Genomic DNA, 25,106 nt, shown 5'->3' with positions numbered 1-25,106 from the left:
CCGGGTAACACGACCCGCCGGTCTATCCTTCGCAACCGATGGATCCCCAATGCTTGACGCCCGAGTTCTTCGCCAGGAAACCGATGATGTCGCCGCGCGGTTGGCCCGTCGCGGGTTTGCCTTCGATCGTGAGCGGTTCGAGTCGCTCGAATCCGAGCGCAAATCACTGCAGGTGCAGACCGAGACCCTGCAGGCGGAGCGCAATACCGAGTCCAAGAAGATCGGCAAGGCCAAGGCGGCCGGCGAGGACATCCAGCCGTTGATCGCGGCCGTTGGTGAGCTGGGGGACCGTCTCGATGCGGCCAAGGCCCGCCTGAACGAGATCGCGGAAGAATTGGATGCCTTCCTTGCCGGCATCCCCAACCTGCCGGACGACGACGTGCCGGTGGGTGAAAGCGAGGATGACAACGTCGAGATGCACGCCGTTGGCGAGATCCCGACGTTCTCCTTCGAGGCACGGGATCACGTCGATCTGGGCGCCGGGCTCGCCGGCATGGACTTCGAGGCGGCGGCCAAGCTCACCGGCGCGCGTTTCGTCACCATGTCGGGGCCGGTGGCCCGCCTGCACCGGGCGCTGGCGCAGTTCATGCTGGATCTGCACAGCCGCGAGCACGGTTACACCGAGGTACAGGTGCCGTTCATCGTGCACGCCGATTCGCTGTTCGGCACCGGCCAGCTACCGAAATTCGCCGAGGACCTGTTCAAGCTTGAAGGCGAAGCCCCGTGGTACCTGATCCCGACCGCCGAGGTGCCGGTCACCAATCTGGTTCGCGACCGTATCCTCGAGCGTGATCAGTTGCCGCTGAAGATGGTCGCTCACACCCCGTGTTTTCGCTCAGAGGCCGGTTCGGCCGGCCGTGACACGCGCGGGCTGATCCGTCAGCACCAGTTCGAGAAGGTCGAGCTGGTGCAGATCGTTCCGGCCGGCGAGTCGGAGCGTGCCCTGGAAGAACTGACCGGCCATGCCGAGACGGTGCTCGACGCCCTGGGATTGCCCTACCGTCGGCTGGCGCTGTGCACTGGCGACATGGGCTTTTCCGCGGCCAAGACCTATGACCTGGAGGTGTGGTTGCCGGGGCAGGGGCGTTATCGCGAGATCTCGTCCTGCTCCAATACCCGCGATTTCCAGGCCCGCCGGATGCAGGCACGGACTCGCAGTGCCGAGGGAAAACCGGAACCGGTCCACACCCTCAACGGCTCCGGTCTGGCCGTCGGTCGCACCCTGGTGGCGGTGCTGGAGAACTACCAGTGCGAAAACGGCGACGTGATCGTGCCCGAGGTGTTGCGCGCCTACATGGGCGGGATCGAGCGAATCGAGGCCCAGGTGTGAGCGAGGTGTCGATCGCGCCCGATCCGCTCTTCCAGACGGTCCGCAAGGTCATCATCGAGACGCTGGACCTGCCGGGACCGGCGCAACGCTTTACGCCGGAGAGCGGCTTGTTCGGCGAGATACCTGAGCTTGATTCGATGGGCGTGGTGTTGCTGTTGACCGCGCTGGAGGACCGCTTCGATATCCAGCTTTCCGACGATGAAATCGATGCCGAATGGTTTGCGACCTTCGGCACGGTGACCGAATTCATCCGCGTCCGTACCTGAGGTCGGCCGTTCTGGGGGCCCAGAACGTAAAAAGCCCGCCGAATGCTCGGCGGGCTTTTTGCTTGGGCTCGAGGCTTGCCGGGCCTTAGCTGCCGGTCAGTTGATGATATTTGCCCATCAGCTGGTCTTCGGTCTCTTGGTTGTCCGGATCGGTGATGATGCAGTCGACCGGGCAAACCTCGACGCACTGCGGCTCATCGTAATGGCCCACGCACTCGGTGCAGAGGTTGGGCGCGATCTCGTAGATCTCATCACCCTGTGAAATGGCGCCGTTCGGGCATTCCGGCTCGCAGACATCACAGTTGATGCATTCGTCGGTAATCAGCAGGGACATGCGGATTCCTCCCCAAATATCTAGTCGGTAACTGGCGCACAGGATAACAGGTAAACGCGATTTTGGCGCGCTGTGCGCAAAATTCCACAGTATGGCGGTCAGTCATTTCCCGGCGCATCCCCATGGGTGGAAATCAGGCCGACGTGCGTCGCTATTCTCGCCGGGGTTCCTTGAGAGCCTGCACCACGGCGGGCGGGACGAAGTCGGTGACGTCGCCTCCCAATCGGGCCAGTTCGCGCACGATACTCGACGAGATGAAGCCGAGGTCCTCGGCCGGGGAAAGGAACACGGTCTCGAGTTCGCTGTTCAGCCGTCGGTTGATCGCAGCGAGCTGGATCTCATACTCGAAGTCACTCACGGCGCGCAGCCCTCGCACCAGGGCGGTGGCACCCACCTCGGCCGCAAAGTCCACCAGCAGGCCATCGAACGAATCCACGCGAATGCTGCCCGTGTCATCGTCGATGGCCTGTTCGGCCAGCGCCCGACGCCTTTCCAGCGAAAAGAGGGTGTGCTTGCTCGAATCACCGGCCACCGCAACGATCACCTCGTCGAACAGCCGGGCGGCCCGTTGCGCCAGATCGACATGACCGTAGGTGATCGGATCGAAAGTGCCCGGATAGACCGCGATGCGTTTCTTGCGTGTCATGCAGATGCCCCCGAAGGACTGAGGTCGAAAGCGGATCGGGATCGGACCCGGAACAACTCGGGATCAGGAAAGAATCATGTGAATGCCCAGCCCCATCAGCACGAAGGCGAAGATGCGTTTGAGTGCCAGGGCGGGCAGTATCTGCGCGAGTTTGGCACCGATGGGGGCGAAAAGCACCGAGAATACGGCGATTCCGGCCAGTGCCGGCAGATAGACATAGCCGGCCGTCATGTCCGGAAGACCGTCGATCGCCCAGCCGCTGACGACGTAACCCGCCGCGCCGAACAACGCGGTTGGCAGGGTCAATGAGGCACTGGTGGCAATGGCGTTACGGGCGGTGATATTGCAGTAGAGGAAGAAGGGGGTCGTCATCGCGCCGCCCCCCATGCCCATGATCGACGCGATCGCCCCGAAGGTGCTCGATACCCCGGTGAGTGGAACGATGCCCGGGAGCTGTCGGCTGGCCGGTGGCGTCCTGCCGAACGCCATCTGCAGGGCGACGGCAATCTCGAGTACCCCGAAGACGATCTTGAGTACCTCACCGGGCAGGTGGTGCGCCACGGTCGAGCCCAGTATCGCCCCGAGCGCCATCCCCGGCGCAAACCGGGCGAACACGCCCCAGAGGACGCCCCCGTGCCGGTGATGGCTGTAGACGGAGGTGATCGAGGCAAACACGATCGCCGCCAGCGAGGTGCCGATGGCGATATGCACCAGATGGGGGCCGCTGATCCCGATGGTCGGAAAGATCATCAGCAGCACGGGCACCATGATCAGCCCGCCACCAATGCCGAGCAGGCCGGCCGCGACGCCACCGACCATCCCGAGGATGGCGAACAACAAGTACTCCACTGGCGACCTCCCTTTGCCGGCGCTGGATCAGCGTTTCTTGGGCGGTAGCAAATCCGTGATCGTGCCTTCGGCCATCTCGGCGGCGAACCCAAGTGTCTCCGAGAGGGTGGGGTGGGGGTGGATGGTCAGGCCAATGTCGGCCATATCGGCGCCCATCTCGATCCCCAGCATCGCTTCCGCGATCAGTTCGCCGGCATTGGGCCCGACGATGCCCGCACCCAGCAGACGATGGGTCTGTTTGCAGAACAGGGCCTTGGTGAGTCCTTCGTCGCGGCCGAGGCTCAGCGACCGGCCCGAGGCGGCCCAGGGGAACGCGCCCTTCTCGTACTCGATACCCTCGGCCTTGAGCTCGTCTTCGGTCTTGCCCGCCCAGGCGACTTCCGGGTCGGTATAGGCGACGCTGGGGATGCCCATCGGCGTGAACGCCGACGGCAGGCCGCAGATGACCTCGGCGGCCACCTTGCCCTCGTGAACCGCCTTGTGCGCCAGCATCGGCTGGCCCACCACGTCGCCGATGGCGTGGATGTGCTCGACGTTGGTCCGCATCCGCTCGTCGACGGCGATAAAGCCGCGATCGTCCACCGAGACGCCGGCTTTTTCGGCATCGATCTTCTTGCCGTTCGGTGACCGACCGACCGCGACAAGAATCCGATCGAAAACAGCCGTTTCCGGCGTCTTCTTGCCTTCGAAGGTGACGTGCAGCCCGTCCTTCTTGGCCTCGACGTTGGTCACCTTGGCGCCGAGGAAGATGTCCTTGTAGCGCTTCTTGAGGATCTTCAAGAGCGGGCGGGTCAGATCCTTGTCGGCCCCGGGGATGATGGTGTCGGCCAGCTCGACCACCGAGATTTCCGCGCCGAGCGAATCGTAGACCTGGGCCATCTCCAGCCCGATGATGCCGCCGCCGATCACCAGCATCTTGCCCGGCACTTCCTCGAGTTCGAGCGCATCGGTCGAGTCCATCACCCGCGGATCGTCGTGCGGGATGAAGGGCAACTTCACCGGCTGCGAGCCGGCGGCGACGACCGAATGCTCGTACCGCACCACTGTCTCGTTGCCTTCGTCGTCGACCACCTTCACGTGGTGCGGGTCGATAAAGCGGCCGTAGCCGCGCACGATCTGTACGTTGCGCTGCTTGGCGAGGGCCTCGAGGCCGCCGGTCAGCTTCTGGATGGTGCTGTCCTTGAAGCCGCGCAGCTTGTCGAGGTCGATCTTCGGCTCGGCGAACGTCACACCGTGAGCGCCCATCGAGCGGGTCTCGTTCAATACCTCGGAGACGTGCAGCAAGGCCTTGGAGGGGATGCAGCCGACGTTCAGGCAGACGCCACCGATCACCGGGTAGCGTTCGATCAGCACGACCTTTTTGCCCAGATCCGCGGCGCGGAAGGCGGCGGTGTAGCCGCCCGGGCCCGAACCGAGTACGCAGACGTCGCATTCGACGTCGGCCTTCTCATCGGTGGCCGCAGCGGCCGCCGGGGCAGGGGAGCGCGCCTCACTTTCGGTGGCGGCCGCTTCCTCGGCCGGGGCATTCTCGGTCGGTGCGTCGTCCGCCTTGTCGTCACCGGCGGCCGGTTCGTACTTCGCGATCGGGGTGCCGGTGCTGACCTTGTCGCCGACGCCAACCAGCATCTCGGTGATCTTGCCCGCGGCCGGAGCGGGGATCTCCATGGTCGCCTTGTCGGTTTCCAGGGTGATCAGCGAGTCCTCGGCCTCGATCGCGTCGCCGGCCTCGACCAGCACCTCGAGGATCTCGACTTCGTCCGAATTGCCGATATCCGGCAGGTTGATGGTTTCGATGGTCATCCGGCGCTCCTTACAGCATCAGTTCGCGAAGATCGGTGAGCGTGCGCGAGAGCGTGGTCATGAACCGCGCCCCCTCGGCCCCGTCGATAACGCGGTGATCGTAGGACAGCGCCAGCGGCAGCATCAGACGCGGCACGAACTCCGAACCGTCCCAGACCGGCTGCATACTGGCCTTGGAAACGCCCAGGATGCCCACCTCCGGGCCGTTGACGATCGGCGTGAACTGGGTGCCGCCGATGCCCCCAAGGCTGGAGACCGAGAAGGTCCCGCCCGAGAGGTCCGCGCCGGTGAGCTTCCCGTCACGGGCGCGTGACGAGATTTCCATCAACTCCTCGGACAGCTCGAACACGCCTTTCTGGTCGACATCGCGCACCACCGGCACCAGCAGGCCATTGGGGGTGTCCACGGCCACGCCAAGGTTGATGTATTTCTTGAGAATCAGGTTCTCGCCATCGGGCGCAAGCGAGGCGTTCATGTGGGGGAATTCCCGCAGCACATGCGCCAATGCCTTGAGCACGAACACCAGCGGCGTCATCTTGATGCCGGCCTTTTCGGCCCGTGGCTTCAACGACTTGCGGAAGGCCTCGACCTCGGTGATGTCGGCCTCGTCGAACTGCGTGACATGCGGGATGTTGAGCCACGCGGTCGACAGGTGCTTGCCGGAGAGCTTCTTGATCCGAGAGAGCGGCTTTTCCTCGATCTCGCCGAACTGGGAGAAGTCGATTTCCGGCAGCGGCGGAATCCCCGCGCCGGTAGCTGCGCCACCCTTGGCCGCGCCTTCCATGACCTGCTTGATCGCGCCCTCGACGTCCTCCTGCAGGATGCGCCCCTTGGGCCCGGTGCCCGTGACATTGGCCAGGTCCACGCCCAGCTTGCGTGCGAACAGGCGTACCGACGGGCTGGCGTGCGACTTCGCGCCGGCACTCTGTCGATTGGCGGGGGCGGGCGTGGCCGCTGCCGGTGCGGCCGGCTCAGGGGGCTTCTCGGCGGCCGGGGCCGGTTCTTCAGGCTCTGCCGGCTTTTCCTCTGCGGTCGGCTCGGATTCCTCGGCTTTCCCGGGCTCCTCGGCCGGCGGTTCGTCCGATCCCGGGGCCTTGTCGTCTTCCTCGGCCTCGATCTCGGCGATCAGATCACCTTGTTTCAGCGTGTCGTCAACCTTGACCAGCACCTTCTTGATCTCGCCCGAGTAAGGGGACGGGATCTCCATCGTGGCCTTGTCGGACTCCAGCGTGATCAGCGAGTCTTCCTTTTCCACCCGGTCGCCGGGCGAGATCAGCACCTCGATAACCGGGGTGTTGTCGTAATTGCCGATATCGGGGAGGGTGATCGACTTGATGGCCATCAGCCTGTCTCCATGAAAGGTTGCATGCGCGCCCGCAGAGTGCCGCGGGCGTCGGATCGAATGGGGCCGTTGCCTCGTCTCATGCCGACATGAGCGGGGCAGGGTCGATAGGTCTTAGCGTTCGATCGGCGGGCCGCAGTCCGGATCGATGCCGTACTTCTTGATCGCCTCGGTGACCTTGGCGGCCGGGATGCTGCCCTCGTTGGCCAGGGCCTTGAGCGCGGCAACCACGATGTGGGCGGCGTCGACCTCGAAGAAGCGCCGCAGGGCGGCACGGGTGTCGGACCGGCCATAGCCATCCGTGCCCAGCGTGGTGTACGAGCCGGGCACGAAGCGACGGATCTGATCCGGGTAGGCCTGGATGTAGTCGGTCGCCGCGATGACCGGGGCATTGCGCTCCTCGAGTGCCGCGGTGATGTACGGCGTCTTCGGCTCGGCATCCGGGTGCAGCCGGTTGTGCCGCTCGCAGGCCTGGCCTTCGCGAGCCAGCTCGGTGAAGCTGGTGGCCGACCAGACGTCCGCGGCCACCTTCCACTCGTCCTCGAGCATCACGGCAGCGGCCTCGGCCTCGCGCAGGATGGTCCCGGAACCCATCAGCTGGACGCGGCTCTTGAGCTTCTTCTTGCTCTCGCGCAGGCGGTAGGCGCCCTTGAGAACCCCTTCCTCGATACCCTCGGGCATGGCCGGGTGCGAGTAGTTCTCGTTCATCGCCGTGATGTAGTAGTAGCAATCCTGCTTTTCCTCGACCATCGCCTTGAGGCCATCACGAATGATGATGGCCATCTCGTAGCCGTAGGTCGGGTCGTAGACGCGAGCGCTCGGCACGGCCGAGAACATCATGATGTTGTGGCCGTCGTTGTGCTGTAGGCCTTCACCTTCCAGCGTAGTCCGGCCGGCGGTCGCGCCGATCAAAAAGCCACGCGCCCGGATGTCGCCGGCCAGCCAGGCCAGATCGCCCACGCGCTGGTAACCGAACATCGAGTAGTAGATGTAGAACGGCACCATCGCCTCGCCGTAATTGGCGTAGGCGGTCGCGGCGGCCAGCCACGAGGACATCGAGCCGGCCTCGTTGATGCCTTCCTGCAGCACCTGGCCGTTGGCCGCCTGCTTGTACCAGGCGACCTGGTCGGCATCGACCGGTTCGTAGAGCTGACCGGCCGGGTCGTAGATACCGACCTGGCGGAACAGCCCCTCGAGGCCGAAGGTGCGGGCCTCGTCCGGGATAATCGGCACGACGCGCTTGCCGAGCTTCTTGTCGCGCAGGATCATCGCCAGGATGCGACCGAAGAGCATGGTCGAGGACATCTCGCGATCGCCGGTGCCCTTGAGGATCATGTCGAACGCCTTGAGGTCCGGCGCCGGGATGGACTCGGCGCGATCGACGCGGGAGGGGAGGTAACCGCCCAGGTCCTTGCGCCGCTCGTTCATGTACTTGATCAGCTCGTGGCTGTCGTCCGGCTTGTAGAACGGGACGTTCTTCTCCAGCTGCTCGTCGGAGATCGGCAGACCGAAGCGGTCGCGGAAGTACTTCAAGCCGTCGTTGTCGAGCTTCTTCTGCTGGTGGGCGGTCATCGCGCCTTCGCCGAACGGGCCCATGCCGTAGCCCTTGATGGTCTTGGCGATGATGACGGTCGGCTTGCCCTTGCAATCCTTGGCCGCCTTGTAGGCCGCGTACATCTTGCGCGGGCTGTGGCCACCACGCGTCAGCGAGAAGATTTCATCGTCGGTCATGTTCTTGACCAACTCGGCGGTCTCCGGGTACTTGCCGAAGAAGTGCTCGCGTACGAACGCGCCGTCCTTCGCCTTGTAGGCCTGGTATTCGCCGTCGGGGACTTCCATCATCCGTTCGATCAGCTTGCCGGACTTGTCTCGAGCGAGCAGCTCGTCCCAGCCCGGCCCCCAGATCACCTTGATCACGTTCCAGCCGGCACCGCGGAAGCTCCCTTCGAGCTCCTGGATGATCTTGCCGTTGCCGCGCACGGGGCCGTCGAGGCGCTGGAGGTTGGCATTGACGACAAACACCAGGTTGTCGAGCTTCTCGCGCACCGCCAGGCCGATCGCGCCCAGGGATTCGGGCTCGTCCATCTCGCCGTCACCGAGGAAGGCGTAGACCTTGCGGCTGTTGACCTTGCCGAAACCGCGCGCGTCCATGTACTTCATGAAACGCGCCTGGTAGATCGCCATCAACGGACCCAGACCCATGGAGACGGTCGGGAACTGCCAGAAGTTCGGCATCAGCCAGGGGTGGGGATAGGAGCTCAGTCCGTCCTTGTGGGCTTCCTGGCGGAAGTTGAGCAGTTGCTCCTCGGTGATGCGCCCCTCGAGGAACGCCCGGGCATACATCCCGGGTGCGACGTGGCCCTGGAAAAACACCATGTCGGCGCCTTCCGGATGGTCGTGGCCCTTGAAGAAGTGGTTCAGGCCGACCTCGTACATGGTCGCGCTGGACTGGTAGGAGGCGATGTGGCCGCCGACCGAATTTTCCTTGTTGGCCCGCACCACGATCGCCATGGCATTCCAGCGGATCAGGGCACGCAGGCGCTGCTCGAGCTGACGGTCGCCGGGATATTGCGGCTCGTTCTCGGGCGGAATCGTGTTGATGTAGGGGGTCGTTGCGGAATAGGGGGTGTCGATGCCGTGCTGGCGCGCCAGCTCGATCATGCTGCCAATCAGATGGCGGGCCTTTTCCGTCCCTTCAAAGCTGACCACTGCCTCGAGTGCGTCAAGCCATTCCCGGGTTTCCTGCGGATCCTGATCGATGTAATCGGTCACAAGCACTCCTCAAAGCTGTCGTTGGGTGCGTCCGAAACCGCGCCAAAGCGCATCACGGCAGGGTTTCGATGGTCGCACCGGACCAAAATTTGCGCCTCATTATGCGCGATTCCGGCAAGTTTTCCTATGTTCGAGCGCATGCCGAAGCCGTTTGACGCGCGTGATGTCGGCCGGAAAGCGAATGGGAAGTGCCGTATTGACGCCGCTCGGCGTGGCGTAATCGGGGGATTGAAAAACCCTATGCCCTGTCATGGCGCAGCGGTGTCTATATAATGGCCCGATTACGTGCCAAACACATCGCAAACACAAATCGAATTCAGGAGTTCTGATGAGCAATCCCGCGGCCCCCAAGAAGCTCGGCAAGGTGGTACTGGCCTATTCCGGCGGCCTGGACACCTCGGTGATCCTCAAGTGGCTGGAAGAGACCTACGACTGCGAGGTAGTGACCTTCACCGCGGACCTGGGGCAGGGCGAGGAGCTCGACCCGGCGCGTGAAAAGGCCGAGAAGATGGGCGTCAAGGAAATCTACATCGACGACCTGCGCGAGACCTTCGTTCGCGATTACGTCTTCCCGATGTTCCGTGCCAACGCCATCTACGAGGGCGAGTACCTGCTGGGCACCTCCATCGCCCGCCCGCTGATCGCCAAGCGTCTGGTTGATATCGCCCGCGAGACCGGTGCGGACGCCGTCGCCCATGGCGCCACCGGCAAGGGTAATGACCAGGTGCGCTTCGAGCTCAATGCCTACGCGCTCAACCCGGAGATCAAGGTAATCGCCCCGTGGCGCGAGTGGGACCTCAACTCCCGCGAGAAGCTGATGAACTACGCGGAAAGCCGCGACATCCCGGTCGACTTCGCGGCCGCCGGCAAGAAATCGCCATACTCCATGGATGCCAACCTGCTGCACATCTCCTACGAGGGCGGTAACCTCGAGGATCCGTGGTGGGAGCCGGAAGAGGAGATGTGGCGCTGGTCGGTCAGCCCCGAGCGTGCCCCCGACGAGGCCACCGAAATCGTCATCGGTTTCGAGAAGGGCGACCCGGTCTCCATCGACGGCGAGAAGCTCTCGCCGGCCGAGTTGCTGCTCAAGCTCAACCAGCTGGGCGGCGCGAATGGCATCGGTCGACTCGACATGGTCGAGAACCGCTACGTCGGCATGAAGTCGCGGGGCTGCTACGAGACCCCGGGCGGCACCATTATGCTCAAGGCGCGCCGCGCACTCGAGTCGCTGACGCTCGACCGTGGCGAGGCCCACATGAAGGACGAACTGATGCCCAAGTACGCCGAGTTGGTGTACAACGGGTACTGGTTCGCCCCCGAGCGCGAGATGTTGCAGAAGGCCATCGACGCGACCCAGGCAAACGTCAACGGTGATGTGCGCCTGCGCCTGTACAAGGGCAACGTGATCGTGGCCGGTCGCCAGTCCGACAACAGCCTGTTCGATCCGGCGATCGCGACGTTCGAGGATGACGCCGGTGCCTACGATCAGCGCGATGCCGAGGGCTTCATCAAGCTCAACGCCCTGCGCCTGCGTATCAGCGCGAAGGCCGGCCGGCGCGGCTGAACGCTCGCCAATGGCGGGGCGCGAAAGTGAGCCCCTGCGCGACAGGGACGACCCGACCCCCGAAAGGGTCGGCTTCACAGGCAAGGGATGTCTGGCATGCAGCGAGTGGCAAACCGCGGAGTAACCGGCGTCATGAAGGCGCGCAGACCGACTAGGGAAGGAGCTTTCCTCAGGCGGGTCGTGGCAATGGCCATGGCCCGCCTTTTTGCTGTCGGTATCCCCTCCAGCCGGGCCGGAATCGCTCTGGTGCAAGGCCTGCTGCTCGGCCTCATCCTGCTGGCCGCGTGGCAATCCCCGGTCCAGGCCCAGGCCTGGGCCAGCGAGGATCGACTGATCACCATCGGCGTACTCACGATCACCAGCAAGGAAGAAGCGAAGGCGCGCTGGAACCCGACCGCCGATTATCTCAGTGACCGCATTGAAGGGGCCCGTTTCGAGATCCGGCCGCTGTACCTGCAGGAGGTGGCGCGTGCCGTCCGGCAGGACGAATTGCACTTCGTGCACCTCCAGCCACTCCAATTCGTCCAGTTGCGGGCCGATTACGATCTCGAGGCCCTCGCTACCCGGGTGGTTGACGGAGCGGGCAGCCCGAGCAACCGCTTCGGGTCAGTGATCGTGCGGCTGGCCGAGCGCGAGGAGATCGGCGACCTGGCCGACCTTGAAGGGGCGATCGTCGCGGGCGTGGCACCCAATGCGCTGGGGGCATGGATCCTCGGGGCCGAGGAGATCGAGCGGGCCGGGCTGTCGATGGATGACGACATCCTGCCGCTGTACGTCGGTTTGCCGATGGCCAACGTGCTCGGCGCGGTGGCCGCTGGCCGAGCGGATGCCGGTATCGTCCGGGCGGATGTGCTCACGCGGGAGATCGAGGCCGGACGCTACGCCGCGGATGCCTTCAGCGTGCTCAATCGTGTCAGTGAACCGGGTTATCCGCACGCGCTTTCCACCCGACTGGTGCCGCAATGGCCACTGGCGTCGACGACGCGGGCCGACCCGACGTTGCGCGAACAGGTCCGTTCGACGCTGCTGTCGATGCCTGTCGATTCCCCTGCGATGCGTGCGGCCAATCTGGCCGGTTGGTCGGAACCGGTTGATTACGGCGATCTGGAGGTGCTGGCCGACCGTTGGCTCACTCCACCGATGACTGTGGTCGACTGGTTGCGCGCGTACTGGTGGGTAATACCCGTTGGCCTGAGTGCGCTGTTGTCCCTGCTGCTCTGGCAGCAGTGGCATGCCCGCCGTCTCCTGGCCCGTCGAGAACGCGAGCACCGGGCCGCCCTAACCGCGATGCACGACGCGGTCGTGACGCTTGACGGGGAGGGACGCATCCAGTTTCTCAACCCCTCGGCCGAGCGACTGCTGCCCGACGATAGACAGCCGGGCGATGCCATGGGGCAGCGATTGACCGACGTGTTCGCGTTGATGTTTCGTCACGACACGCACGACTTTTCGCTCGCCGGCATGATCGAGCAGCTCGCCACTCGCCGCTGGGTGGAATACTCGGTGATCCTCGCGCATGGCTATCCCCGCCGGGTACTCAATCTGACGGCCGCCCGGATGGACGACGTCGGCGATCACGGCGAGGTGCAGCGGCTGGTCATCTCGATGATGGACATCACGGAGCTCGACGAGACCAGTCGTCAGCTGGCCTATCGAGCCACGCACGACGAGTTGACCGGCCTGCTGACGCGGCGGCACTTCCTCGAGCAAGTCGAGTCGCGCATGGCGTCCGCTGACTCGAAGCAAGGCGAGGAGGGCGGCATGCTGCTCTGGGTGGATCTGGACCATTTCCGCCTGGTCAACGAGGGGGGCTCACACCGGATGGGCGACGAACTGGTCCGCCGTCTGGCGGGCTACCTGCGGGTGATGTTGCCGCCCAATACGCCGATCGGACGCCTCGGCGGGGACGAATTCGGTATCTACCTGTCATCCTCGGCCGGCGATGGCTGGCCGGAACGAATACTCCAGGCGATCCGCGAATTCCGCCTTGAAGGTGACGACCAGGCGCTGCGCACCTCGGCCAGCGTCGGTGTCCGCGCGTTGGCGTCCGGTGGGGGCTTCAACGCGGCCACCGTCGTCGAGGAGGCGGAATCCGCCTGCGTGACCGCGCAGAAACTCGGCGGCAACCGTCTGGTCATGTTCGAGGAAAGTGGTGCCGAGCGGACCTTGCGCCAGACCGATTTCGCCGAACTCAATCGTCTCAAGGAGGCGGTCGAGCAGGACCGTTTCGTGCTGCATGCGCAGGAAATCCACGCCATTGGCGCCGCCGAAACCGACGGCGTGCGCCTGGAAGTGTTGCTGCGCCTGGCGGGAGAGGATGGACAGCTGGGGTCGCCAGCCCCATTGATCGAGCTCGCGGAACGATTCAACTACATGCCGCAAATCGACCGCTGGGTGGTGCGCCGCACGCTGCAGGGGCTGAGCGATCATCTGGTGGCCGGCGCCGCGCCACCGGCGCGATTGACCATCAACCTGTCGGGTCAGTCGATGAAAGACGGTGAACTGGTCGGGTTTGTCCGGGACGAGTTGCATCGTCACGGCGTCGATCCGACCTGGTTGTGCTTCGAGATCACCGAGACGGCGGCCATCGCGAATTTCGATCAGGCGGCCGAACTGATAGCCTCGCTACGCGAGCTCGGTTGCCTGGTGGCACTGGATGACTTCGGCGGTGGCCTGATCTCGTTCGAATTCCTGCGCCGACTGAAACCCGACATCGTCAAGATCGACGGCAAACTGGTCCGCGACCTGGAACATGACCGCGTTGCAGCCGTGATCGTCGAATCCATCCACGACGTGGCGCGTGTCATGGGAGCTCGTACGGTGGGCGAGTGGGTGGAAACCCCGGCGACACTGGCGCAACTCGAGCGCATCGGGGTGGACTTTGCGCAGGGCTACCTGCTGCACAGGCCGGAACCCCTGGTGGAACGACTTGCCCTGGAACGCCACGCCCTGACCGACTGACGCCGTTGGCCACGCGGTCAACGGGCGGATATCGAGGGCACGCAAACCGGGCCATTTTGGCTGCCGATCGCCAAGAGCGCGATGGTTCTGCATTGACGCTGGATAACGAAGGGACGTTGATGGTGACGATGACATGCCGCGATCCGGCACGGATTGGGCAGTGGACATGACGCGACAGACAGCCGCTTTCGCCACTGTCATCGCTGTTCGATGGATCGCGTCTGCGCTACTCGCCCTTATGCTGGCCTCGGCGGTCAGCCCGGCCCAGGCACAGACGGGCCCGAATGCCGCGCCAACGCCGATCCATATCGGTGTGCTCGCGTACGCCGGCAAGGATGATGCGGTGAGCCGTTGGCAGTCCACCGCGGACTACCTGAGCGAGCGCAACCCGGGCTATCGCTTCGTCATCCGTCCCCTGTTCCTTTCCCAGTTGCGCAATGCGTTTGTTGAAGGGCGGCTTGATTTCGTCCTGACGCAATCGCTGCAGTTTTCCGAACTCTCCCGGCTCGACTCCATCTGGCCGTTGGCGACCCTGGTGGTCAAGGGCAATGGTCAGCGACTGGAACAGTTCGGTGCGGTGATCTTTACCCGGCAGGGCGCTGGCTTTGAGGAACTGGGTGATCTGGTGGGTGCCCGGGTGGCCGGGACCAGTCCGAATGCGCTGGGTGGCTGGCTGCTCGGTATGCAGGCGCTGGAGGATGCCGGGCTGGATGTGGAATACCAGATCACGCCGATATTCACCGGATTGCCATTGGCCGCCGTCGTGGATGCCGTGCTCGATGGCCGGGCGCATGCCGGGGTGGTGCGCTCGAGCTTCTTTCAACGCTACCTGGACGCCTACCCCGACAGTCCACTGGTTCCGGTCGGGACGGCGGAGCGCCAGGGGTTTCCGTATCCCAGCAATACACCGTTGGTCCCTGAATGGCCGTTTGCCGCTACCGGCCAGGCCCCTGACGGGCTCGCGACCCGCGTTGCCCGTCAATTGATCGCGATGCCCGCCGACGCACCGGCCGCCGAGCAGGCGCGTATCGCCGGATGGCGCACGCCTCTGGATTACTCGATCGTCGATCGTTTGCGTGACAAATGGCTGCCTGACCCGATCTCGCCCGGCTCCCTGCTGCGGCACTTCTGGCATTACCTGGTGCTGATCCTGGCCGCCGTGCTGGCCTTGTTCGCCTGGCAGGCGCGGCGCGCCGCTAAACGACTGGGCGCAGCAAAACGCCGGCTCCGCCGTGCCTTCTCCGGCCTGCACACCGGCGCGGTGCTCACCGACGCCTCGGGACACATCCTGCTCACCAACCGGGCGGTCGAGGGATTTGCCCGCCCCGAGTTCGACGGGGAACTGATCGGGCGGCCCTTCTGTGAGGCCTTCAATCTACAGATCGAGGGGTTATCGGCGCAGTGCGCGTTCGGCGACCTGGTCGAACGGGTGGAGACGCGTGAAACGCGTTCGGTCGATGGCGTGATCGAGCGTGATAATCAACGTTTCGACGTCAACCTCAAGCTCAGTCGGCTGGAGGCGGAAGGCGACACCCAGTTGCTCATGTCGATACTGGATGTCACTGACCTGCGCTCGGCCAATGCCCTGCTGACCTATCGCGCCACGCACGACCGGTTGACCGGGGTCCTTAATCGGGAAGCCATGGAGGAATTCCTCTCCCGGGCGATGCCCGGCAAGGCACCCCGCAACGAGCCAATCCACGCCAGTTGCCTGATCTGGACGGATCTGGACGAATTTCGGCTGCTCAATGAAATCGGCAGCCGCGAGTTGGGTGACCGCATCCTCGCCTCGCTGGCGAGCCATTTCTCGCTGGAATTGCCGTCGGATGCGGTGCTTGCACGCATGGGGGTCGACGAATTCGCCATCTGGATGCCGCTGTCCAGCCGCGATACCTGCGTGCTGGTCGCCCGTGACGTGCTCGAAATCATCCACGCCTTCCGGCTGCCGGACGAGCACGAACACCTGCGGCTCAAGGCCAGTGTCGGCGTGACCCGGATCGACAGCGACGACCTGCTGGCCTCGCGCCGGTTGGAAGATGCCGAGCGTGCATGCCAGAGCGCTCAACGGCTGGGCGGCGACCGGGTGGTGCAGTTCTCGGGCGAGGACACCGAGTTGCTGGAGCGCGAGCAGCAGATCGAACGCTTCAACGCCTTGCGCGCGGCGATCGCCGAGGACCGGCTGGATCTCGCTGCCCAGCGTATTGCCCCGATGAAGGCGGGCCTCCCGACGATTCACGAGATGCTCCTGCGCGTGACCGATGCCAACGGGCGGCTGCGATTTCCCAGTGAATACATCGAGATCGCCGAGAAACATCATGCCATGGGTGACATCGATCGCTGGGTGATTCGCCAGAGTTGCCGCTGGCTCGCTCGACAGCCAACGGATAGCGGCACATTGAGCATCAACCTCTCGGCGCACTCGGTGCAGGAGCCCGAGATGCTGGACTTCATCCGCGAGGAGCTTGGCGACTCGAGCGTGGACCCGGCCCGGGTGGTCTTCGAGATCACCGAAACGGCAGCAATCATCAACCTGGATCAAGCCGAGCGATTGATCGGGGCGATGCGCCGCATCGGTTGCCGGTTTGCCCTGGACGACTTCGGCGGCGGTTTTCTTTCGTTTGAGTACCTGCGGCGCCTCAACCCGGACATCGTCAAGATCGACGGGCGACTGGTCGAAGACCTGTCACACGACCCCGTGGCGGCGGTCATCGTCTCCGCCATCGTCCAGGTATCCCGCGTCATGGGCGCACAGACCGTGGCCGAGTGGGTGGAAACCGAGGACCAGTACCGACAGGTGACCGAGATGGGGGTCGATTACATCCAGGGCTTTCTCCTCCATCGCCCCACACCGTTGGACAAGCGCTGAACCGCGCCGCTGAGCCTGCTCGCACGGATTGAGCTGATCGTCTACAGTCTCGCGCCACCGATTCAAACCAGATTTCGATTCATTTCCATTGGGAGAGACGACCCATGCGCATGCTTCACACCATGATCCGCGTCAGTGACCTGGAAAAGTCGCTGGCTTTCTATACCGACGTGCTCGGCATGAAGTTGTTGCGCCAACAGGACTATCCGGCCGGCGAATTCACGCTGGCGTTCGTCGGTTATGGCGAGGAGAGCGAAACGGCGGTGCTCGAACTGACCTACAACTGGGGTGATCACCAGTACGACCTCGGTGACGGCTACGGGCACATCGCGATCGAGGTCGATGATGTCTACGCGGCCGCCGAAAAAATTCGTGAGAAAGGGGGCAAGATCCTGCGTGAACCCGGCCCGATGAATGCCGGTTCGACCATCATTGCCTTCGTCGCGGATCCGGACGGCTATGCCATCGAATTGATCGGCGCGAAGTGAGGGCAAAAACGACCGCTGTCAAGCCTTGACAGCCGGTATTTTCCACATCAAGCGGGGCGCAACGTGGGTTGCGCCTTTTTCTTGGACGATGAATCAGTCAGTTAGCGAACGACATGCGCTAACCCATTGTTCTTATTGAATTGCGGTCCGAATGCAACGGTTTGGTTAAAAATTAACCAACAACGTCTCCTGCCTTGTGCGACCGACCATTCTGGGTTTCATCCACACAGTTATCCACAGTTTCTGTGAAAAACTCGGTTGGCCTGAAAACCGGGGCGATTCGAGTCGGTTTATGGTTGATCCGTGTCTGTCACCCGCCGCGCCGAGGTGGCATGCCCCTGGCCACCGTTGCCGGTCGACACGGGACTGTCATGTTCACGGGGTAGCCTGCGCTATATTCTTTATTCCATATACGGTGGTCGCGTAGATCGTGGTCATCGACACCAACGGAGAGTTCAGGCATGCCGATTCGGGTAGGTATCAATGGTTTCGGGCGTATCGGCCGGTTGGCCTTCCGGGCGTTGGCCGAACGCCCCGAACTCGATCTGGAAGTGGTGCATGTCAATGAAACCTCGGCCGATGCGGCGTGTATGGCCCACCTGACCGCATTCGACTCGGTGCATGGGCGTTGGCCACAGTCCATCGCGGGGGAGGGCGACACCCTGACGCTGGCCGGGCGGGCTATTCGCTTTACCCAGAGCGAGTCCGTCGAGGGAATCGACTGGGCCCGTTCCGCGGTCGACGTGGTGATCGAATCCACCGGTCGCTGGCGACAGTTCGACGAGATCATCCCGCACCTGGAGCAGGAGGTGTCGCGCGTCGCGGTGGCCGCCCCGGTCAAGCACGACGACGTGCTGAACGTCGTCATGGGGGTCAACCACGATCTGTTCGATCCCGGACGTCACCGGGTCGTTACCGCGGCCTCCTGCACCACCAACTGCCTGGCGCCGGTGGTCAAGGTGCTGCACGAGGGCCTGGGCATCGAGCGAGGCACGATGACGACCATGCACGATCTGACCAATACGCAGGTCGTGGTCGACAAGGGCGACAAGGACTGGCGGCGCGCGCGGGCCTCGTCGATGTCGCTGTCACCCACCACCACGGGGTCGGCCAAGGCCATCGGCGCGATCTTTCCGGAGCTCGACGGGCGGCTCAACGGGCTGGCCGTCCGGGTGCCGTTGCTCAATGCCTCGCTGACCGACTTCGTCTTCACCCCCGGTCGCTGCACCACGGTCGATGAAGTCAACGAACTGTTGCGCACGGCCGCCGAGGGTGAGTTGAAAGACATCCTGGGTTTCGAAACGCGCCCGCTGGTCTCGGTGGATTACACCAATGACCCGCGATCCTCGATCATCGATGCGCCGTCCACGATGGTGATCGACCGTGATCTCGTGAAGGTACTGGCCTGGTATGACAACGAGTGGGGCTATGCCCAGCGGCTGGTCGAGCTGGTGTCGATGATCGGTCGGAACTGAAACACGCATCTGGAGTCACCATGCCCCTTGCCATGACCCAGGCATTGCGCCATTACCTCACGATCACCGGCAACTACTGGCTGTTCACCCTGACCGATGGGGCGATTCGCATGCTGGTGGTGCTGCATTTCTACCAGCTTGGCTATTCGCCATTCGCCATCGCGATGCTGTTTCTCTTCTACGAGTTCTTCGGCATCGTCACCAATCTGGTTGGGGGCTGGCTGGGGGCGCGCATCGGGCTGAACCGGACCATGCAGGTCGGTACCGGCCTGCAGATCGTCGCCTTGCTGATGCTGACCGTGCCCGATGCCTGGCTGACCGTGGTCTACGTCATGCTGGCCCAGGCGCTTTCGGGGATTGCCAAGGACCTCAACAAGATGTCGGCAAAGGCCGGGGTCAAGCTGGTGGCGCGTGAAGGGAACGCGCAGCTGTTTCGTTGGGTTGCCTGGATCACCGGCTCGAAGAATGCCTTGAAGGGCGCCGGGTTTTTCCTCGGCGCCGTGCTGCTCGCCGCGCTCGGATTCCAGGGGGCCATGGGATTGCTTGCCGCGCTGTTGGGCGTGGGGTTCCTGATGACCCTGACGCTGCCGGGCGGTTTTGGCGCGATCAAGGGCAAGAGCGGGTTTCGGCAGATGTTCTCCCGCGAGCCGCTGATTAACTGGCTCGCCGCGGCACGGTTGTTCCTGTTCGGCGCCCGCGATGTCTGGTTCGTGGTGGCGTTGCCGGTCTTCCTGGTATCGATCGGCTGGGATTTCCACTGGGTGGGGGCGTATCTCGCCCTGTGGGTGATCGGTTACGGGCTGGTCCAGTCGGCGGCTCCCTGGCTGCTTGGCGCACGCCGGTCGAAGGCCGGACGACACCCCGGCAATAACGGCGATGGCGCGAGTGATGGGCCACGTGATGGCCCCGGTGCCCGCACTGCCGTCGCCTGGAGTTTTGCCCTGGTCCTGCCGCTGGGGGCACTCCTGTTGGCCATTGCCTCGGGCCAGACCGCGGGCTGGATGATCACGCTCGGACTCGCGTTCTTCGGCGTGGTTTTCGCGCTCAATTCGGCCACCCACTCGTATCTGGTGTTGCGCTATTCGGCCGATGAGAAGGCCTCGCAGAACGTCGGCTTCTACTATGCCGCGAACGCCGGCGGCCGATTGCTGGGGACGGTGCTCTCCGGGGCGAGCTACCAGTGGCTGGGTATCGCGGGCAGCCTCGGCTTTGCGCTGGCGTTCGTGATGATCGCGGGCCTTCTGAGTCTGCGACTCGTCGCGCTGGAATCCGGCCTCAGCGGGGACGGCGGTCACGCCGTCGAGTAGCGTCAGCCACAGCTCGTGGCGGTTCTGCCCGTTGTTCCTTCCATGCGTTCTACCCACTACACTCAATTGCGTGACGGTTGCCGGAATGAGAGTGGATCGGGGAATGACGGAATCATCCGACATGCGCAAGGAAGGCCTGGAACGGGCCATGGAGCTGGTGCGCCAATGCGCGACGGATGACGGGTTCCTTGCCTCGCCCACCCAGCGCGACAATTACCGCCGCGTATGGGCCCGTGACGGGGTGATCATCGGCCTGGCCGCACTGATGACCGGGGAAGAGTCACTGGTGACCACGATGCGTCAGACACTCGGCACGCTGGCGCGCCACCAGGGCCCCCATGGCGAGATCCCCAGCAATGTCGATACCAGCACGCAACGGATCAGCTACGGCGGCACCACCGGGCGCGTGGATGCGGATCTCTGGTTCGTAATCGGCTGCGCCGAGTACTGGCATGCCAGCGGGGATGACACCTTCCTGGCGGAGATCCTGCCTTCGCTGGAGCGCGTGCGTTTCCTGCTCGGGGCGTGGGAGTTCAATGACCGCGGCCTGATCTACGTGCCGCAGACCGGTGACTGGGCCGACGAATATGTCCAGTCCGGCTACATCCTCTACGACCAGCTGCTCTACTTGCAGGCCTTACGCTCGTTCTGCCGGATCCATGCCCATGTCCACGGTTCGGCCGATCATCAACTCCAGGACCGAACCACGCGACTGCTGCACCTGATCCGCAGCAACTTCTGGTTCAACGGCAACGAGCCGGCCGACATTTACCACGAAGTGCTGTACGAAAAGGGGCGCAAGGCCGCGCCGCACCGTGACGATCAATACTGGATGCCATTTTTCTCGCCGACCGGCTACGGTTATCGCTTTGACGCCTTCGCCAATGTCCTGGCCAATCTGTTCCGTGTAGCGAAGGATTGGCAAGGCGATCAGGTCGATGGCTATATCGCGAAGATCACGCCGGAGGCCATGCCGTTGCTGCCGGCCTTTCACCCCATCATCGAGCCGGTGGACCGGGACTGGGAAAGCCTGCAGGTGATGTTCTCGTACACCTTCAAGAACAAGCCGTACGAGTTTCACAACGGGGGTCTCTGGCCGATGCTCACCGGTTTTTATGTCGCCGACCTGGCCAGCCGCGGGCACACGGTAAAGGCCCGACTGCACCTCGATGCCATCCACGCGGCCAATGCCTTGCGGATGGAAGATGAGCCTTGGTCATTCCCGGAATTCGTGCACGGGCGGAAGCTCACGCCGGGCGGAACACGATGCCAGGGATGGAGCGCCGCCGCCGCGGTCACCGCGCATCACGCCCTCCAGGGACAACCACTTTTCCGGATCGATGACGATGAGTGAACTGCTGGTCTGTACCGACCTCGACCGGACATTGATCCCGAACGGTCACCAGCCCGAATCACGGGATGCGCGCGATCTGTTCCGGCGACTGGTCCAACGCCCCGAGGTGACGTTGGCCTACGTCAGCGGACGTGACCGCCACCTGCTCGAGTCGGCGATCGACGAGTTCGCGCTGCCGGTACCGGATTTCGCCATCGGCGACGTGGGCACGACGATCTATCGCATCGACGAGGGCACATGGCATCCCTGGGAGGCCTGGGCGAACGAGATTGCCTCGGATTGGGCCGGCAAGGACCGTCAGACGCTCGCCGGGATGCTTGAGGACATCCCGGATATCGAGCCCCAGGAACCGGCAAAGCAGAATACCTACAAGCTCAGTTACTACGCCCCGGCGGATCTGGATGGCGAGGCGCTGGCCGGGCGGATTGGCGAGCGCCTGGCGAGCATGGGGGTGCGCAGCAGCGTCATCTGGAGCATCGACGAGATGCGCGATGTCGGGCTGATCGATGTGCTGCCGGCCGGGGCCACCAAGGTCCATGCGATCCGGTTTCTCCAGGCGCACCTGCACGTGCCGCCGGCACGGACGGTCTTCGCCGGCGACAGCGGCAACGACCTGCCGGCGCTGACGAGCGGTCTTCAGGCGATCGTGGTGGCCAATGCCCGGGAGGAGGTCAAGCAGGCCGCACGCCATGCCACCGCCGAGCGGGGTATCGAAAATTGCCTGTACATCGCGCGCGGCGATTGGCTTGGCCTGAACGGCAATTACGCGGCGGGCATTCTCGAAGGCATCGTCCACTTCATTCCCGAGGCCCGATCCTGGCTGGAGATTGACTGAGGCAAAGGGCGATTCAGTCCTCGCCATGCCCCTCCACCATCGCCATGAACGCCTCGGCGAGTGGATTTCGCGCCCGCCCGACCGCCTCGATCCGCCCCAGGCGACGTGTGGGCAGCACGCCGTTGCCACATTCGAGCCGCACCAATCCTTCACGCTGAAGGGTGGTGGGCAGCACGGCCCATCCAACCCCAGTCGCGGCCAGCACCGCGATCGAATCGAGCTGGTTGATCTCGATGATCGCCGGGGGCAGCAATCGCCGGTCGTCGAGCCACCGGTCGATGGCCATGCGGGTACTGGTGGCCTCGGCAGGCAGGATCAGTGGCAGTCGCTTGCCGATTCGATCCAGCGTCGGTGGCCGACCGCTCGGGCAATGCCGTTCAGCCACCACCGGCTGCATGGTCTCCTCCCAGAGCACGCGAGTGCGCACGCGATCGTCGAGGCGGGGCGGCAGGGTGGCATAGGCCAGGGCCGACTCGCCCAGCGCGACCTGCTCGATCGCCCGTTCGGAGTCGTGAAAACTCAGGTCGAGCAGCACCTCGGGATAGTGTTCCGAAAATCGCTCGAGCACCTGCGGCAGCAGGTGCAGCCCGGCATAGTGACTCAGGGACAGGGCCAGCCGGCCGCTGAGCGTCTCGCCACTGACCTCGGCCGCCGCCACGATGTCATCCAGGCAGCTCTGCACCTCGCGCACGGCCGGGAGCAACTGCTCACCTCGGTAGGTCAGCACGACCCGCTGACCGAGCCGATCGAACAAACGGAACCCCAACCGCTCCTCGAGTTGCGCCAGCCGTTTGGATACGGCCGGCTGGCTGACGTGCAGCTTCGTCGCCGCCGCCGAGAACGAACCGCTTTCCGCTACCGCCAGAAAGGTCAGCAACTGCTGGGTGTCGAGGTGCAGGGGGTTCATCGTCTCTCTCCGAAGTCGAACTGATAGCGCTCAAGTATAACTATTTGGAATGGGCTTCATGCGGTATTTCCATTTTAGTTATTAAGCCGATGCCACTATCATCCCGGCATGAAAACAGATGCCCTCAACGTGCTCGGTCTGCCGCTGGCGAGATGCTCGGTGGACCCCGTCACCGGCTTTTACCGGGATGGCCGATGCCTTGTCGGGGCCGAGGATGGCGGCGTGCATGGTGTTTGCGCGGAGCTCGATGATGCGTTTCTCGATTACACCGCCGCCCAGGGCAACGAGTTGCGCCGACCGATTCCGGCCTACGATTTTCCGGGGCTCAGGGCCGGGGACCGCTGGTGCGTATGTGCCTGGCGGTGGCGAGAGGCCTTCGAGGCCGGCGTGGCGCCGCCAGTGGTGCTGGCTTCAACGCACCACGAGGTGCTGCGGGTCATCAAGCTGCGCGATCTGATCGAACACGCCGTCGACCCGCCGGCCTCGGGACTGGATGACGGGTTTTACGAGTTTTAGCGAAAATGACGCCCCAACTTATTGAGAACACGGATACCTGCCCGGGCGGCAATTGATGCCGAACCGGGCCATCCGGAGGAAAACGCCAATGGCTGGAAAGACGCTCTACGACAAGCTTTTCGACGCGCACGTCGTCCATGAACAGGGGGACGGCACGGCGCTGCTCTATATCGATCGGCACCTCGTTCACGAGGTGACCAGCCCACAGGCCTTCGAAGGGCTGCGCCTGGCCGGTCGCAAGCCGTGGCGCACCGGGGCCATGCTGGCCGTGCCGGATCACAACGTGCCGACCACCAACCGGGCGGGCGGGATCGTCGATCCCGTCTCGCGCGAGCAAGTCAGCACGCTGGACCGCAACTGCCAGGAATTCGGCGTCCAGGAATTCCCGATGGCCGACCTGCGCCAGGGGATCGTGCACATCATCGGGCCCGAGGAGGGCTTCACGCTGCCGGGCTCGACCGTGGTCTGCGGCGATTCGCACACCTCCACCCACGGCGCGATCGGCGCCTTGGCCTTCGGCATCGGCACCTCCGAGGTCGAGCACGTCATGGCCACCCAGACCTTGCTGCAGAAACGCACCAAGACCATGCAGGTACGCGTCGATGGCGAGCTTGGGCCGGGCGTGACCGCGAAAGACGTCGTGCTCGCCATTATCGGCAAGATCGGTACCGCCGGCGGCACCGGTTACGCGATCGAATTCGCCGGTTCGGCCATTGAGTCACTCTCGATCGAGGGGCGGATGAGCGTGTGCAACATGTCGATCGAGGCGGGTGCCCGAGCCGGCATGGTGGCGGTCGACGAGAAGACGGTCGATTACTTCCGCGACAAGCCGTTCGCGCCCACCGGCGAGATGTTCGAGCAGGCCGCGGCGTATTGGCGCACCCTCAAGTCCGATCCCGATGCCGAATTCGACAAGGTGGTGGTCCTCGACGGGACAAAGATCGAGCCGCAGGTCAGTTGGGGCACCTCGCCGGAAATGGTCGGGCCGGTCAACGGGCGCGTCCCGGACCCGGCGGCCGAGTCCGATCCGGTCAAGGCCGAGGGCATGCGCAAGGCGCTTGCCTACATGGGACTCGAGGCGAACACGCCGATGACCGACATCCAGATCGACAAGGTCTTCATCGGCTCGTGCACCAACGCGCGTATCGAGGATCTGCGGGCCGCGGCCGCCGCCATCAAGGGCGGCCACGTGGCCGACAACGTCACGTTGGCCATGGTGGTGCCGGGCTCGGGCCTCGTGCGCGAGCAGGCCGAGAAGGAAGGACTCGACAAGATCTTTCTCGAGGCGGGCTTCGAGTGGCGCGAGCCGGGCTGTTCGATGTGTCTGGCGATGAACGCCGACCGTCTTGAACCCGGTGAACGTTGCGCCTCGACCTCGAACCGCAACTTCGAGGGTCGACAGGGGCAGGGCGGTCGCACGCATCTGGTAAGCCCGGCCATGGCCGCTGCCGCGGCTATCGCCGGCCATTTCGTCGACGTCCGTCAAGCGTAAGG

Annotated in this window: 19 protein-coding genes; 12 read left to right on the top strand and 7 right to left on the bottom strand. The window is 64.1% G+C overall.

The features are described from left to right. The first annotated feature begins 49 nt into the window (after window positions 1-49). Together serS and SR882_RS06630 are read left to right on the top strand one after the other, a co-directional pair. Window positions 50-1,330, top strand: coding sequence for a serine--tRNA ligase (gene serS / locus SR882_RS06635; protein ID WP_322520472.1), 1,281 nt, complete (start codon window positions 50-52; stop codon window positions 1,328-1,330). After that, window positions 1,327-1,596 (top strand): acyl carrier protein, encoded by a 270-nt coding sequence (locus SR882_RS06630; protein ID WP_322520471.1) that lies wholly within the window; start codon window positions 1,327-1,329, stop codon window positions 1,594-1,596. Before serS ends, SR882_RS06630 begins: the two co-directional genes overlap by 4 nt. Window positions 1,597-1,681: 85 nt before the next feature. On the opposite strand, the gene SR882_RS06625 is transcribed toward SR882_RS06630, so the two are convergent. From SR882_RS06625 to aceE, 6 genes are all read right to left on the bottom strand, one after another. After that, entirely contained in the window at window positions 1,682-1,930 is a 249-nt protein-coding gene (locus tag SR882_RS06625) for a YfhL family 4Fe-4S dicluster ferredoxin (RefSeq protein ID WP_322520470.1), read from the bottom strand. Between the two features lie 151 nt (window positions 1,931-2,081). Then, window positions 2,082-2,576: a pantetheine-phosphate adenylyltransferase gene (gene coaD / locus SR882_RS06620; protein ID WP_322520469.1), complete on the bottom strand. Its 495-nt coding sequence runs from the start codon at window positions 2,574-2,576 to the stop codon at window positions 2,082-2,084. Between the two features lie 63 nt (window positions 2,577-2,639). Beyond that, window positions 2,640-3,425, bottom strand: coding sequence for a sulfite exporter TauE/SafE family protein (locus SR882_RS06615; protein WP_322520468.1), 786 nt, complete (start codon window positions 3,423-3,425; stop codon window positions 2,640-2,642). Window positions 3,426-3,452: 27 nt separating this feature from the next. Continuing rightward, window positions 3,453-5,225 (bottom strand): dihydrolipoyl dehydrogenase, encoded by a 1,773-nt coding sequence (gene lpdA / locus SR882_RS06610; RefSeq protein WP_322520467.1) that lies wholly within the window; start codon window positions 5,223-5,225, stop codon window positions 3,453-3,455. Between the two features lie 10 nt (window positions 5,226-5,235). After that, on the bottom strand, window positions 5,236-6,567 hold the full coding sequence (locus SR882_RS06605) for a dihydrolipoyllysine-residue acetyltransferase (RefSeq protein ID WP_322520466.1): 1,332 nt from the start codon (window positions 6,565-6,567) through the stop codon (window positions 5,236-5,238). A 114-nt stretch (window positions 6,568-6,681) separates the two neighbouring features. Then, window positions 6,682-9,339, bottom strand: a complete 2,658-nt coding sequence (gene aceE / locus SR882_RS06600; RefSeq protein ID WP_322520465.1) for a pyruvate dehydrogenase (acetyl-transferring), homodimeric type — start codon at window positions 9,337-9,339, stop codon at window positions 6,682-6,684. 328 nt (window positions 9,340-9,667) lie between these two features. Here aceE and SR882_RS06595 point away from each other — a divergent pair, with 328 nt between their 5' ends. The 8 genes from SR882_RS06595 (at window position 9,668) to SR882_RS06560 (ending at window position 22,189) form a co-directional block, all read left to right on the top strand. Then, window positions 9,668-10,903 (top strand): argininosuccinate synthase, encoded by a 1,236-nt coding sequence (locus SR882_RS06595; protein WP_322520464.1) that lies wholly within the window; start codon window positions 9,668-9,670, stop codon window positions 10,901-10,903. Window positions 10,904-11,149: 246 nt separating this feature from the next. Beyond that, window positions 11,150-13,864 carry an EAL domain-containing protein gene (locus SR882_RS06590; RefSeq protein WP_322520463.1) on the top strand — a complete coding sequence of 905 codons (2,715 nt, stop codon included), beginning with the start codon at window positions 11,150-11,152 and terminating at the stop codon, window positions 13,862-13,864. A 133-nt stretch (window positions 13,865-13,997) separates the two neighbouring features. After that, entirely contained in the window at window positions 13,998-16,730 is a 2,733-nt protein-coding gene (locus SR882_RS06585) for an EAL domain-containing protein (protein ID WP_322520462.1), read from the top strand. 104 nt (window positions 16,731-16,834) lie between these two features. Continuing rightward, on the top strand, window positions 16,835-17,218 hold the full coding sequence (gene gloA, locus SR882_RS06580; RefSeq protein WP_322520461.1) for a lactoylglutathione lyase: 384 nt from the start codon (window positions 16,835-16,837) through the stop codon (window positions 17,216-17,218). A 461-nt stretch (window positions 17,219-17,679) separates the two neighbouring features. Next, on the top strand, window positions 17,680-18,693 hold the full coding sequence (locus SR882_RS06575; protein ID WP_322520460.1) for an ArsJ-associated glyceraldehyde-3-phosphate dehydrogenase: 1,014 nt from the start codon (window positions 17,680-17,682) through the stop codon (window positions 18,691-18,693). Between the two features lie 20 nt (window positions 18,694-18,713). Next, complete coding sequence (gene arsJ, locus SR882_RS06570) at window positions 18,714-20,000, top strand: organoarsenical effux MFS transporter ArsJ (protein ID WP_322520459.1); 1,287 nt, start codon at window positions 18,714-18,716, stop codon at window positions 19,998-20,000. Window positions 20,001-20,103: 103 nt separating this feature from the next. Then, window positions 20,104-21,354, top strand: a complete 1,251-nt coding sequence (locus SR882_RS06565; RefSeq protein WP_322520458.1) for an amylo-alpha-1,6-glucosidase — start codon at window positions 20,104-20,106, stop codon at window positions 21,352-21,354. After that, window positions 21,347-22,189: an HAD-IIB family hydrolase gene (locus SR882_RS06560; RefSeq protein ID WP_322520457.1), complete on the top strand. Its 843-nt coding sequence runs from the start codon at window positions 21,347-21,349 to the stop codon at window positions 22,187-22,189. Before SR882_RS06565 ends, SR882_RS06560 begins: the two co-directional genes overlap by 8 nt. A gap of 13 nt (window positions 22,190-22,202) precedes the next feature. On the opposite strand, the gene SR882_RS06555 is transcribed toward SR882_RS06560, so the two are convergent. Continuing rightward, window positions 22,203-23,096: a LysR family transcriptional regulator gene (locus tag SR882_RS06555; protein WP_322520456.1), complete on the bottom strand. Its 894-nt coding sequence runs from the start codon at window positions 23,094-23,096 to the stop codon at window positions 22,203-22,205. A gap of 108 nt (window positions 23,097-23,204) precedes the next feature. Between SR882_RS06555 and SR882_RS06550 the strand changes: the two genes are divergently transcribed. Further along, entirely contained in the window at window positions 23,205-23,612 is a 408-nt protein-coding gene (locus SR882_RS06550; RefSeq protein ID WP_322520455.1) for a DUF2237 family protein, read from the top strand. Between the two features lie 88 nt (window positions 23,613-23,700). Further along, window positions 23,701-25,104 (top strand): 3-isopropylmalate dehydratase large subunit, encoded by a 1,404-nt coding sequence (gene leuC, locus SR882_RS06545; protein ID WP_322520454.1) that lies wholly within the window; start codon window positions 23,701-23,703, stop codon window positions 25,102-25,104. Window positions 25,105-25,106 lie beyond the last annotated feature (2 nt).

This window comes from Guyparkeria halophila, assembly GCF_034479635.1.
GTDB lineage: Bacteria > Pseudomonadota > Gammaproteobacteria > Halothiobacillales > Halothiobacillaceae > Guyparkeria > Guyparkeria halophila.
Note: the sequence above shows the minus strand (reverse complement) of the source record. Positions and strands in the feature narration are given on the sequence as shown.

What these genes read in the sequence shown, in the direction of transcription:
- serS (WP_322520472.1), top strand. Translation starts at nt 50, where the DNA reads ATGCTTGACGCCCGAGTTCTTCGCCAGGAAACCGATGATGTCGCCGCG.
- SR882_RS06625 (WP_322520470.1), bottom strand. Translation starts at nt 1,930, where the DNA reads ATGTCCCTGCTGATTACCGACGAATGCATCAACTGTGATGTCTGCGAG.
- coaD (WP_322520469.1), bottom strand. Translation starts at nt 2,576, where the DNA reads ATGACACGCAAGAAACGCATCGCGGTCTATCCGGGCACTTTCGATCCG.
- lpdA (WP_322520467.1), bottom strand. Translation starts at nt 5,225, where the DNA reads ATGACCATCGAAACCATCAACCTGCCGGATATCGGCAATTCGGACGAA.
- SR882_RS06605 (WP_322520466.1), bottom strand. Translation starts at nt 6,567, where the DNA reads ATGGCCATCAAGTCGATCACCCTCCCCGATATCGGCAATTACGACAAC.
- SR882_RS06595 (WP_322520464.1), top strand. Translation starts at nt 9,668, where the DNA reads ATGAGCAATCCCGCGGCCCCCAAGAAGCTCGGCAAGGTGGTACTGGCC.
- SR882_RS06585 (WP_322520462.1), top strand. Translation starts at nt 13,998, where the DNA reads ATGCCGCGATCCGGCACGGATTGGGCAGTGGACATGACGCGACAGACA.
- gloA (WP_322520461.1), top strand. Translation starts at nt 16,835, where the DNA reads ATGCGCATGCTTCACACCATGATCCGCGTCAGTGACCTGGAAAAGTCG.
- SR882_RS06575 (WP_322520460.1), top strand. Translation starts at nt 17,680, where the DNA reads ATGCCGATTCGGGTAGGTATCAATGGTTTCGGGCGTATCGGCCGGTTG.
- arsJ (WP_322520459.1), top strand. Translation starts at nt 18,714, where the DNA reads ATGCCCCTTGCCATGACCCAGGCATTGCGCCATTACCTCACGATCACC.
- SR882_RS06565 (WP_322520458.1), top strand. Translation starts at nt 20,104, where the DNA reads ATGACGGAATCATCCGACATGCGCAAGGAAGGCCTGGAACGGGCCATG.
- SR882_RS06560 (WP_322520457.1), top strand. Translation starts at nt 21,347, where the DNA reads ATGAGTGAACTGCTGGTCTGTACCGACCTCGACCGGACATTGATCCCG.
- SR882_RS06555 (WP_322520456.1), bottom strand. Translation starts at nt 23,096, where the DNA reads ATGAACCCCCTGCACCTCGACACCCAGCAGTTGCTGACCTTTCTGGCG.
- SR882_RS06550 (WP_322520455.1), top strand. Translation starts at nt 23,205, where the DNA reads ATGAAAACAGATGCCCTCAACGTGCTCGGTCTGCCGCTGGCGAGATGC.
- leuC (WP_322520454.1), top strand. Translation starts at nt 23,701, where the DNA reads ATGGCTGGAAAGACGCTCTACGACAAGCTTTTCGACGCGCACGTCGTC.